Source organism: Pseudoneobacillus rhizolycopersici (genome assembly GCF_054786815.1).
The window spans coordinates 1-11,887 of the sequence record NZ_JBTOOE010000044.1; the positions used below are offsets into that span (position 1 = coordinate 1).

Here is an 11,887-nt window from a genome sequence, read left to right on the forward strand (position 1 = left end):
CCTACGACCGATCGGTTAACAGCCGATAGCTCTACCACTGAGCTACTGCGGAATATTTCTGATATGTCTTATCGACTCTTTAAATTATAAAAACCTCAATACTAAAAGTCAAGAAGTAATTTTTATCCAAACAAGGACTTAAGCCAATTAAAAATCGGCAGGAAATAAATTTATCAAGTTTTTATTGGGATGTCAATACGGAAAGTTGTTTTAGTTTACTTTTACATTTACCACAAACATATTTCTTTATATTAACTGCTCTTTTTCTTTTAAAAACTAAGGAACATCCAGTGCACGTATAGACATATAGCTTTTTGCTTCGATTGGTTGTCGGTCTTTCAGGGAGCTGCTGACAAAAACGAGGTGCCCCAACTTTTTGCATCAATCTTTTAAAATCTTGATCCTGATGCTTATATCCTTTCTTTTCTAAGTGGAGGTGATAATGGCATAACTCATGTTTAATAATTCCAACCAATTCTTGCTCCCCAAGTTGTTCTAAATAGCGCTTGTTAATTTCGATATTATGAGATTGTAAAAGGTATCTTCCACCAGTTGTTTTTAGTCTAGAATTAAAGCTAGCTTGATGGCGAAATGTTTTTCCAAATAATGTTAATGAAATATCCTCGACAAGTTTTTGCAACTCTTCATTTGTCATCTAAGCTTCTCCTTCTTCTGCACTTGGCGTTTTTCTTGTGAACATGACAAACTATTATAGCATACATTGTAGGTACGACTTGATACTTTTAGGTTGAGTGTATGATTATGACCCGCTGATTTTGTTCACTTTTTCCCGGACGTACGTTCCTCTTTTAAATCACAATAAGAACTAGATTTCCCCAACTTTGTCCCAAAAACCTGATAACACAATCTAGAAACACATAAGGGAAGATATCCCAAGGTTGAAAAGGAGGTCAACTCGATGCCTACTTGGTTTCAACATCAAATGCAAAAAGCATTCTACGAGAAAAATCGTTATCAAATAAAATTATTAAATCAATGTTGGTTTTTTTATAGAAAAAAACACTGCCAATAATAGCAGTGTTTTTAACTTTTCTTATTGATTTGGCGGCAACATTGTTAAGGATACCCTACCCTTTTGTTTGTCGACAGAATCAACCCAAACGGTTACGATATCCCCGACGGAAACAATATCTAACGGGTGTTTAACGAAACGTTTGGTTAGTTTGGAAATGTGAACAAGCCCATCTTGTTTTACCCCGATATCGACAAAGGCTCCGAAATCGACAACATTTCTGACTGTGCCTTGCAACTCCATTCCTGGCTTTAAATCTTCTAACTGTAGAACATCCTTTTTCAACAACGGTGCAGGTAATTCATCACGCGGGTCGCGTTCAGGACGAACTAACGCCTCAATAATATCTTTCAATGTCAGTTCTCCAATTGATAACTCCATTGCGACAGCCTGCAAATCAATTGCTTGTAAGGCTGCCTTCAGTTCCTCTGATCCGACATCTTTTGTTGTAAAACCATATTTCTTTAGCAAGACTTTGACAACATCATAATTTTCCGGGTGGATCCCTGTCCGGTCGAGCGGCTCTTTTCCGTCCAATACTCGTAAGAATCCAATCGCTTGTTCATAGGTTTTTGCGCCAAGACGAGGGATTTTTTTCAATTGAACTCGGCTAGTAAATTTCCCTTCTTCCTCCCGCTTTTTGACGATATTCATCGCTACCGTTTTGGACAGTCCAGCTACATATTGTAATAACGAAGGCGAAGCGGTATTGACATTAACTCCAACACGATTAACCGCCGTTTCCACGACAAATGTTAAAGACTCCGATAATTTCTTTTGGGAAACATCATGCTGGTACTGGCCAACCCCAACGGATTTTGGATCAATTTTAACCAGTTCAGCTAATGGATCCTGTAGGCGCCGCGCAATGGAAACGGCACTTCGCTCCTCAACCTGGAAGTTTGGAAATTCCTCTCGAGCCAAGTCAGAGGCGGAATACACGCTTGCGCCCGCTTCGTTGACAATCAAATAATAAATATCCTGATTTAATTCTTTTAAAATATCGGCGATAAATTGCTCGGTTTCTCTTGATGCCGTCCCGTTTCCGACCGCGACCATTTCAACCTTATGACGATGAATCATATCCATCACTTTCTTTTTTGCCTCTGCTGTTTTGTTAACAGGTGGGTGCGGATAAATGACTCCGATTTCTAGCACTTTACCTGTGTCATCGACAACAGCTAATTTACAGCCTGTCCGATAAGCAGGGTCTACACCAAGGACAATTTTCCCTTTTAATGGCGGTTGCAATAACAGATTGCGCAAGTTTTCCGAGAAGATATGAATCGCTTGTTCTTCTGCTTTTTCGGTTAGCTCACTGCGGATTTCTCTTTCAATTGAGGGCTGAATCAGCCTTTTATAGCTGTCTTCGATTGCTTCTACCACGATGGAAGCCGTGATGGACAGCGGCACTTTAACCCATTTTTTTGTTAGAAAATTTAAAATGGACTCATGCTGTGGTTTAATGGCAACCCGTAAGATTTCTTCCTTTTCACCACGATTAACAGCTAGAACACGGTGGGGAACAATTTTGGCAACCGGCTCTTCATATTCATAGTACATTTCATATACTTTCTTTTCGTCCTTATCCGTATCTTTGACAGTTGTTTCGATCCGCCCGTTTTTAAAAGTTTCAAGACGAATCCATTTACGACTGTCGGCATCGTCCGAAATCCACTCCGCAATGATATCCTTAGCACCAGCAATTGCTTCTTCAATGGTTGTCACTTCTTTTTCTTCTGATAAAAACTTTTTGGCAAATCCTTCAACATTTCCTGAGGAAGGGAAAGTCATCAACCATTGGGCTAGAGGTTCTAAGCCTCTTTCCTTTGCTATCGTTGCACGGGTACGTTTCTTTTGCTTATATGGTCGATAAAGATCTTCCACTTCTTGGAGTTTTGTTGCCTTTTGGACTTGCTTTTGTAATTCAGGAGTCAGTTTTCCTTGTTCTTCGATTATTCTAATAACCTCAGCCTTCCGCTGCTCAAGGTTTTGGATATATTGCCAGCGTTCGCTAATGTCTCTAATTTGCACTTCATCTAAGGCACCCGTTTGCTCTTTGCGGTAGCGAGCGATAAACGGAACAGTATTACCATCTTCTAATAAATCAATCACACTTTTTACTTGCTTTACGTTTAAGCTCTGTTCCGTTGCAATTTGTTTTAATAATGCCTCTTTTTTTTCCATGGTTTGTTCCATCTTCAAACCTCCACCTCTAAAAACTCATTCTCATTGTACCAAAAGTTTCTAGTAAACAAAAAAAAAGAAAAGCCCCCTACGCTAGAGAAGGCTTCCAATAATAACGGTAGCGTCATCATTTGTTAATTGCATATTTGTCTTAAGCTGATTTGAAATCATTTCTACTGTGACAAACGGTTTTAAAATGGTTTTCACATCTTTAAAAACAAAGCCATCGGAATGAATGAGAAACTTAGACTCTGGCTCATAGGAAAATCTTTGTGTATGGTATTTTTGAGGTCTGCCCGATAAATATCCCAAAACAGGTAAGGGATAGATGAGTCGTCCGCTCGGGTGTTTTAGATAGAATCGGATATTGCCAACACAACTGTACTCAAACTCGTAAGTATGGAAATAGGCTTTAAAAACCAATACTGCCGCACCGCGCTTTTCTCGTAATCGTTCATTACATTCCTTCATAAGGTAATCTACGGAAAGATGATGATGATGCTCAATAAAATCAATCACCGTGTGCGAGGCTTCATGAGCCAACTCACCACTTCCAAGTCCGTCTGCAATTACACAAATAAGGTATTCATCCGTTTCAGTAAAAAAGTAACTATCACCGCAAAGAGTATTTCCTGCTTTAATCGACTGGTGGACAAATATTTCTGCATGTTTTTTTTGCGATTCTGTCATGAAGAACACTCCGTTTGGTCAATATCTGTTTGGATAGCATCTTTTAGTTTTTGAATGGCACGCCTTTGTAAGCGTGAAACATGCATCTGTGAAATCCCTAGCTTTTCTCCTGTTTCTTTTTGACTCAGATGGTCTAAATAGGTATATTGAATGATTTGTCTCTCCCGTTCTGTTAATATATGCAGAACTTTTTCTAGCACTAACCGTTGATCAATCCGCTCGTAGCCAATATCAACATCGCCTACTAAGTCTAATAATGTTACTGTACCACCTTCGGAATCAGCCTCGATGGAATGATCAACCGAAAGCGCTTGATAGCTTTTACCCATTTCTATCGCTTCTAGTACTTCCTCTTCTGAGACTTCAAGCACTTCGGCGATTTCGAATATTTTTGGCGATCTTTCTAGAGTGGTTGTTAATACTTCTACTGTTGCTTTGATTCTTGGTCCCAATTCTTTAATTCGTCTCGGAACATGTACACTCCAGGTTTTATCTCGTAAAAACCGTTTAATTTCGCCTAAAATAGTTGGCACGGCAAATGCTTCAAAGCTTTTACCAAAAGATTCATCATACCTGCGAATCGCACCCAGAAGTCCTATCATTCCAACCTGATAAATATCTTCGTGATAGGACTTACCTTTAGAATATTTACGCGCTAATACTTCTACAAGTCCTTGATAATGGAGAACAAGCTGCCTCTGGGCATTTTCGTCCTGCCCAACTTGGTAAGCCTTTATCAACTCTAGAACTTGATTGTTAGATAATGAATTAGGTTGAGAGGGAATGTGCATCAGTCTCCACCTGCTCTCCCTCAAGGTATTTCGTCATAAAAATCGTTACACCGTGATGGTGATGAATTCTTACTTCATCCATTAAGGATTCGATGAGGTAAAGACCAAGGCCCCCTTCTCGCAAATATTCAATGGAAGTGCCATTTTTATATGGACCTATTCCTTCTTTCGCTTGGTTAAAATCAAAACTTTGACCATTATCAGCAATCATGATTTCGATTCGGTCCTTATATAAGCCGAAGCCAACCTTCACATTCCCTTGCTCCTGATTTTGATACGCATGTAAAACAGCATTCGTACAAGCCTCACTGACGGCAATTTTCAAGTCTTCCAATTCGTCATATGAAAATCCAATCCGATTCGCAAGTCCTGATAAGGTTAACCTAATAACTCCAACATATTCCGGTTTAGCAGGGACGGCGATTTCGATATAATCATAGCGACTGCTCATAGCATTTCACCTTCTACCTCGCGATTAATATCCATAATTTCTGCCAATCCCGTTATGGTAAAAAGCCTGTATAAACGATCCGATAGCCCTGTTAATTTAAACGTGCCATGATGAATTTTTACAGATTTAAAAACCCCGACCATCACTCCTAAACCGGTGCTATCCATATAGGTAACTCCAGAAAAATCGACAATTAGACTCCGTGATTTTTCCGATAATGGAAAAAGCGTTTCCTTTAACTTTGGGGCAGTATATACATCTATTTCCCCACTCACAGATACATAAATCTCTCTCTCAGTCTCCCTGACTCCCATTGTCATATTCATAGTTGCGCTCCACCTTCGCTTAGTCTTTTTAATACTTACCCCTTGGATAGAAGCATTAAACCTCTCTTTTGATAATAATGAGGGTAAAGTCATCGCGTAATTGAAAGTGCTGTAGTTTCTCAAACTCTTTGTAGATTCTGTCCACCATTTCTTGTGCCGATAGATTCATAAACCGTTTGATGATTCCAATGAGCACATCCTTTTCAAGAAACCCCTGGTCCGTTCGGCATTCTGTCACTCCATCTGTTACTAAAAAAATCATATCACCGGGGTGAATAGCCTTTTCAAATTGCTGATATTTTGTTTTTTTATCAATTCCTAATAAAAGCCCTTTGGCCTCTAATTCCTGGAACTGGTTTGTGCAGGCATTATAATAGATACCAGGTTCATGTCCAGCAGAACCATAACGAAAGATATGATCGGACATAGAATAGATTCCATAGAACATCGTCACGAACATCGTTGGGTCCACATTATGTTCGACCACACGATTGATATTTTCTAGAACGATAGTGGGGGTACTTTGGTCCTCCGGTAAGCTATCCATCGCATACTTAATCATAGACATACAAAGAGCAGCAGAGATCCCTTTACCAATGACATCCGCGATGGCAACATGGATGTTCTGGTTCTCATCTTCAACGAAGTGGTAGTAATCACCGTTCATATATTTGGCTGGAACACTTAAAGCCCCTATATCTAAGCCCTTTACATTGGGAATATGTGTGCCAAGTAATGTTTGTTGAACATTGGTGGCAATTTCGATTTCCGATCGAATTTCATTCTGCTTTAGCCTTAAGCTCTGGAGCTCTCGATAAGCTAAGCCGTAACCCATCATGACCTCAAGCAACAAATCAAAAGAGAGAATGACTTTTTCAGCTGAATCAGGATGTAGTTCTTCAATAATATTTTTATGTAAAATAATGATTTCTTCTGGAGATAATTGTTGCTCTATGGCTTTTCGACTGAATTGCTGCCCTAGATAAAGGGTGTTTTCGGATGGATCCTCTAAATAATTTTTAAGCATTTGCTTATAGTTCGATTCATCAATTCCGCGAAATCCCACCAATCTCCCTCCTATCGGAGCCATTTTGCCGTTATAATTTCTGTTCCTTCCCCTGGAGTAGAATGAATAGTGAATTCGTCCATCAATCGTTTTACTCCGGGTAACCCAGCCCCCAAACCTCCTGATGTTGAATAACCATCCTCCATCACTTGCCGAATATCGGAAATGCCCGGGCCATTGTCAGTTGCATTAATTTGGATCCCTACCTTACCGCTACTTTGAAGTCTTTCGATGCAAATTTGACCAAAACCAGCGTATAAGTAAATATTTCTGGCTAATTCACTTATGGCAGTCGTGATACGAGCCTGATCAACCGTGCCAAAACCAAGATCTTTGGCTACACTTCGTCCGAGCTGCCGGGCCGCCACAATATCCCATTCATTAATGATTTTTATACAGGATTGGATTTCCATATAGCTAATCCCTCAATTCCTGTTGTAATTTCTCCAAACCTTTTTCTAAATCTAGTGCTGTCATCACATCATCAAGACCGATTCCTAATTCAATTAAAGTGATAGCAACAGCAGGTTGAATGCCTGTAATCACCACTTTAGCTCCCATTAATTTCGACATATTGATGACATCACCCAATACCTTCGCAATAAACGAATCAATAAAGTCAATGGAGGTAATGTCAATGACGACACCACTCGCACTCGTTTCATGAATTTTATGCAAAAGATCTTCCTGAAATTGCAAAGCTGTCTGGTCATCTAATTCCCATTGGATGGAGATTAATAAACAATTCTTTAATTTTAATATTGGAATCCTCACTGTTCTTCCTCCACCTTAATAATTTTTTGTTTTGTTATCTCTAAAGCTGCTTCAATGCCCTTTTTCAATGTACTCTTCGTTGTAAAACGATTTAAATCAATACCCAAATTAACGATTGTTTGCGCAATTTCCGGTCGAATACCAACTAGCATACATTTAGCTCCAACTAGCCTTACCGCTTCAGATGCTTGGATAATATGATGAGCTACCATCGTATCAACCACCGGGACACCCGTTATATCGATTAGCACGACTTCAGCCCGGTGTTTAACGACTCCATGTAGAAGATTTTCCATTATTTGTTTCGCTCGTTCGGTATCAATGGTACCAATCAAAGGCATTACCGAGATTCCCTCGAATATCGGGATAAGCGGTGCTGATAATTCCTGAAGGGCAATCTTTTGCAGCGACACGGTGCGCTCCCAGGTTTTCGTATAACTATTTACAATCTCATTCATCATCGGAGTCATCCAACGGTCAAATTCTAAAATCATTTCCATTTGATTATCCTTAGTGATAATACTGAGGTTACTCATTCCTTCAAACACTAAACGACCAAAGGTTTGCAGCCCATCCGTGACGAATTGAAGTGGCCATCCTAATCGGACGACAATCTCGGCAAAGTCGATTAATCTCGTTTGAAAATCCTTTTCTGTTTCACTAATATTCGAAATAATCAGTTTAATAAATTCCCGGCTTGTTCCGATAAATACCTGATCGGAAACAACTTTGATCATTCGCTCATCTGCTTTTTCTTTTACCTTTTCTACCCAATCTTGTAACAACTCATTTTTATTCGCATTAATATATTCTAGAATTAATTTTTCCACTCTTTCCACCCCATCTAAGCATACTATATTTTTATAATCCGTACATGAAAGAATCCCTTTTAGATACCCTCTTGGCGTACAGATTAAACTCGATTTAATGGAAAAATAAAAAAAGACAAGCTATTAATGCTCGTCTTTTCGCGGAAGTACACATGTATTTTTTTAGTATGTAGAAACGCTCTGTAAATAGAGCGCTAATGATTCATTTAAAACTCGATAAGACCTAAGCTAATTTGCAGGGCTTCATCCACTTTTTCCATCATTTCGTCATCTAGATGTGTTATCTTATCGGTTAGTCGCTGCTTATCGATTGTACGAATTTGTTCTAACAGAATGACGGAATCCCGTTCAAAGCCATAACGTTTCGCATCAATTTCGACATGAGTGGGCAGCTTCGCTTTTTGAATTTGAGCTGTGATTGCTGCAACAATGACGGTGGGACTAAACCGGTTCCCAATGTCGTTTTGGATGACAAGTACTGGTCTTGTGCCGCCTTGTTCTGAACCAACAACTGGGGATAGGTCAGCAAAATATACGTCACCACGCTTCACAATCACTTCATTTATCCTCCGCTGACAAGACGTTCTACCGTGTGTCCCGCTTCGTACTCAGCCAAAAAAGCTTCTGATGCAATGGTTAGATTAATCTTTGCCATTTCCATGTATCCTCTTCTCATGGCCTCGCGAATTTGTCTCTTTTTCCGCTCGCGCAAATACATTTTCGTTGCTTGATAAATGAGTTCGCTGCGGTTTACATTTTCTTGCTTCACAAAACCATCTAGTTCGTTCAATAGATGTTGCGGTAACTCCACTAAGATTTCCGTTGTTGCGCTGGATTCAGACACAAACATACACCTCCGCCATCACTACACACCATTTTACTTACCATTTTTAATCATACCATTATTCTTTCATCGTGCAAAGTATTTTAGAGATACTATAAGCTTAAACTTTTAGAAAATATAGCACGAAAGACCTTTATTCTACTATAATCTTTCGTTCTTTAGCAAGGAATTTTCCAAATCAACCACTTTTCCAGAACGGATATAGATTCTAGGTACACGACTAGAGATCATGCACGGAATTTCATAATTGATGGTCTCAAGCTTACCGGCAATTTCATTACTTGAGATTTCTTTGCCAAATTGATTCCCGATTAGGGTTACCTTTGTCCCCAACGGTACCGGACCAGAAAGTCTCACCATGCATTGATCCATACAAATCCGACCAACAATTTCTGCCCGTTTACCTTCAATGAGTACTTCTTGTCCCTGCAATTTACGAATCCATCCATCTGCATACCCAATCGGCAATGTCCCAATCCACTCTTCTTCTTTCGTTTCATAAGTGGCTCCGTAACTGACCTTTTCCCCTTTGGTAAGTTTTTTGAGATGGACGATTTGGGAATGGAGGCTAAATGCTTCTTTTAAAGGAAACGGAATCAACGGTTCCATTTCTTTAGAAGGTGTAAGCCCGTACATCGCAATTCCCACTCTCACCCCATTACATAACGATACGGGAAACCTTAGTGCTGCTGCACTATTACTACAATGTATGAGCTTCGGAAGTTCATTAAATGCATTTAACATTTCTTGAAATTTTTGATACTGTACCTGGAAATAGGAATCATCAAGTTCATCCGCCGTGGCAAAATGGGTGAAAGCTCCTTCCAAGGAAAAACATTTAACCTTATTAATAAAGCCCTCAATAGCTTTTACTTCTTCAGGCTCTCTTATACCAATTCTGCCCATACCTGTATCAATTTTTAAGTGAATCTTCAAAACATCTTCCTCATGAAGATAGTTAATTGCTTCACAAAACCATTCATATTGAAAGGCTGTTAAAATAATGTCATGTTGGACGGCAATTTTGACATCCTTAGGACGGCTTACCCCTAAAACAATGATTGGTGCGGTAATCCCATGTTCCCGTAAGAATAAAGCCTCGTCTAAAAACGCTACCGCTAAGCAGGTAGCGCCAGAATGAAGGGCTGTTTCGGCTACTTGGGCCGCCCCATGTCCATAGGCATTTGCTTTAACAACTGCAATAAACTGTACATCTTTTGGGAGTATGGTTTTGATTGATTGGATATTTTCTGAAATTGCATCTAAATTAATTTCTGCCCAAGTATCACGATAAAAAAGACCGCGAGTCTCCATTTTTCCACTCCCAACTTATTCATGATATTTGATTATTCTACTGTTTCGTAACGATGTCAACTGGTAATTCAAAGGTAAAGCAGACCTTAGTAACAAGGTCTGCTTGTGGTCTTCTTATTTTACTCCACTAACTTCAACGGAACGTGCTAACATTTCCAATTCTTCCGGAGTTAAGTCGTTTGAAGCAATTTTATACTCTACCCCATCTTGCGTCCAAGTGATTGATCTTTCCGTAAGGGCACCAATAGTAAAGCCTAGGTCAATCGGCTGTCCTTTTACAAAGGTAGAGGATCCTGCCGTTTGGACGTATTCCGCTTTTTCTTGGATAAACGTAAATGATTTTTCTCCGCCACCGTAGGTCATAATTACCCGCTTGCCACCTTCAATATCAAACTCCTTTTCTTGGATGCGGCTCACCCCTGGAATTTCGTATGAAGGGTATTTCACGGCAAACTCTTGGCTAACTCCATCTGACATGACTGGTACTCCAGGTGTTGCAAGTGTCATGTATTTTTTCATATCAAAATCATCTTGATCGAAGCTAGCACCGAACTTCGCTTTAGAGAATTCGACTTTGACAAGGGCATTTCTGTCCGTGTCCATTACTTTTACTTCAACAGGTGACAGATCTTTTTTGTTTAACTTGATTTCTTGAATCGGCAACATTTTATTATTTTGGTAACGTGTTTTTGTTTCAAACACATAATGGTCTTTGGTTGCTTCAAATTTTGCTTCTTTGTCTTCAAGGATATCCGTAATTAATGATTCATAGAGGTAAGCCTGGCTGCTGTTTTGCGGCCAATCACTCTGAAATCTAAAGCTTTTATTTAACGCAGGTGTTAAAACAAAAACACCTTCGTTATTGCGTAAGATCATTTGACTTTGATCTTGTTTAGCATTCTTTAAATTAACACGATAAAACGACGGATCCTTGTGCCAAATCTCCACATTATATATTTGTGGCTCTGCCCCCATTTGCAGGGTCATTTTAGCGGTTACCTTGTAGCTAGATAAATCCCCTAGCTTTTTGTTTAAATCTTTTACTACGTCATCCTGCGTTTTAGCCCCACACGCCGCCAGTACAAACATTACCATTAGTCCAACGAATAACAGGAACCATTTCCTTCTCATTCCTTCAACCCCTTCTTGTCTGATTTCATACGTTGATAGAGAGGGGACCGGACTTAGCTTTTATGGATGCCTATTTTTTAAGCCATTGGATCAAGCTAAGTCTTGTCTCTCCTACTGCACTATGAATATATGAGACAACCTTGGCGTTTATGACGGACATGGATGACAAGCTTGAAGATTTTTTTTGCAGCGGTTTTATTTTTTTATTGATCAGCGTGGGGAGATGGACCGAAGGGTATCTGTTTTACTTAAACAGCAAAATGAACCTTTCTTGGCGACCGATTTCTTCGCATCTTTCTAAAATCAGGTGTCAAGAACTCTTCTTGGCGACCGATTTCGCCGCATCATTCTAAAATCGGGTGACAAGAGCTCTTCTTGGCGACCGATTTCGCCGCATCATTCTAAAATCGGGTGTCAAGAACTCTTCTTGGCGACCGATTTCGCCGCATC

At 39.7% G+C, this 11,887-nt stretch carries 15 protein-coding genes; 1 reads left to right on the forward strand and 14 read right to left on the reverse strand.

Annotation, left to right across the window (positions count from 1 at the left end; all coding sequences use genetic code 11):
• Nucleotides 1-181: 181 nt before the first annotated feature.
• Complete coding sequence (locus tag ACX9YW_RS22360) at nt 182-655, reverse strand: SprT family protein (RefSeq protein ID WP_460350804.1); 474 nt, start codon at nt 653-655, stop codon at nt 182-184.
• Between the two features lie 264 nt (nt 656-919).
• Here ACX9YW_RS22360 and cmpA point away from each other — a divergent pair, with 264 nt between their 5' ends.
• On the forward strand, nt 920-1,033 hold the full coding sequence (gene cmpA / locus ACX9YW_RS22365; RefSeq protein WP_460350806.1) for a cortex morphogenetic protein CmpA: 114 nt from the start codon (nt 920-922) through the stop codon (nt 1,031-1,033).
• 21 nt (nt 1,034-1,054) lie between these two features.
• On the opposite strand, the gene ACX9YW_RS22370 is transcribed toward cmpA, so the two are convergent.
• The 13 genes from ACX9YW_RS22370 to ACX9YW_RS22430 form a co-directional block, all read right to left on the reverse strand.
• Nucleotides 1,055-3,232, reverse strand: coding sequence for a Tex family protein (locus ACX9YW_RS22370; RefSeq protein ID WP_460350808.1), 2,178 nt, complete (start codon nt 3,230-3,232; stop codon nt 1,055-1,057).
• Nucleotides 3,233-3,313: 81 nt separating this feature from the next.
• Complete coding sequence (locus tag ACX9YW_RS22375; RefSeq protein WP_460350810.1) at nt 3,314-3,910, reverse strand: PP2C family serine/threonine-protein phosphatase; 597 nt, start codon at nt 3,908-3,910, stop codon at nt 3,314-3,316.
• On the reverse strand, nt 3,907-4,701 hold the full coding sequence (gene sigB / locus ACX9YW_RS22380; RefSeq protein ID WP_460350812.1) for an RNA polymerase sigma factor SigB: 795 nt from the start codon (nt 4,699-4,701) through the stop codon (nt 3,907-3,909). Before sigB ends, ACX9YW_RS22375 begins: the two co-directional genes overlap by 4 nt.
• Complete coding sequence (gene rsbW, locus ACX9YW_RS22385) at nt 4,679-5,152, reverse strand: anti-sigma B factor RsbW (RefSeq protein ID WP_460350814.1); 474 nt, start codon at nt 5,150-5,152, stop codon at nt 4,679-4,681. Before rsbW ends, sigB begins: the two co-directional genes overlap by 23 nt.
• Nucleotides 5,149-5,478 (reverse strand): STAS domain-containing protein, encoded by a 330-nt coding sequence (locus ACX9YW_RS22390; protein ID WP_460350816.1) that lies wholly within the window; start codon nt 5,476-5,478, stop codon nt 5,149-5,151. Before ACX9YW_RS22390 ends, rsbW begins: the two co-directional genes overlap by 4 nt.
• A 55-nt stretch (nt 5,479-5,533) precedes the next feature.
• Nucleotides 5,534-6,544 (reverse strand): PP2C family protein-serine/threonine phosphatase, encoded by a 1,011-nt coding sequence (locus tag ACX9YW_RS22395; RefSeq protein ID WP_460350819.1) that lies wholly within the window; start codon nt 6,542-6,544, stop codon nt 5,534-5,536.
• Between the two features lie 11 nt (nt 6,545-6,555).
• The gene (locus tag ACX9YW_RS22400; protein WP_460350821.1) at nt 6,556-6,957 is read right to left on the reverse strand and encodes an anti-sigma regulatory factor; all 402 of its coding nucleotides are present in this window, start codon (nt 6,955-6,957) and stop codon (nt 6,556-6,558) included.
• A gap of 4 nt (nt 6,958-6,961) precedes the next feature.
• On the reverse strand, nt 6,962-7,318 hold the full coding sequence (locus ACX9YW_RS22405) for an STAS domain-containing protein (protein ID WP_460350824.1): 357 nt from the start codon (nt 7,316-7,318) through the stop codon (nt 6,962-6,964).
• Nucleotides 7,315-8,148 carry an RsbT co-antagonist protein RsbRA gene (locus tag ACX9YW_RS22410; protein ID WP_460350827.1) on the reverse strand — a complete coding sequence of 278 codons (834 nt, stop codon included), beginning with the start codon at nt 8,146-8,148 and terminating at the stop codon, nt 7,315-7,317. Before ACX9YW_RS22410 ends, ACX9YW_RS22405 begins: the two co-directional genes overlap by 4 nt.
• 206 nt (nt 8,149-8,354) lie before the next feature.
• The gene (gene ndoA, locus ACX9YW_RS22415) at nt 8,355-8,705 is read right to left on the reverse strand and encodes a type II toxin-antitoxin system endoribonuclease NdoA (RefSeq protein WP_003348433.1); all 351 of its coding nucleotides are present in this window, start codon (nt 8,703-8,705) and stop codon (nt 8,355-8,357) included.
• A 5-nt stretch (nt 8,706-8,710) separates the two neighbouring features.
• Entirely contained in the window at nt 8,711-8,992 is a 282-nt protein-coding gene (locus tag ACX9YW_RS22420) for a CopG family ribbon-helix-helix protein (RefSeq protein WP_230498580.1), read from the reverse strand.
• A 141-nt stretch (nt 8,993-9,133) separates the two neighbouring features.
• A complete protein-coding gene (gene alr, locus ACX9YW_RS22425; protein WP_460350831.1) occupies nt 9,134-10,306 on the reverse strand; it encodes an alanine racemase in 1,173 nt (390 codons plus the stop codon).
• Between the two features lie 114 nt (nt 10,307-10,420).
• Entirely contained in the window at nt 10,421-11,437 is a 1,017-nt protein-coding gene (locus ACX9YW_RS22430) for a LolA family protein (RefSeq protein ID WP_460350833.1), read from the reverse strand.
• Nucleotides 11,438-11,887: the final 450 nt, after the last annotated feature.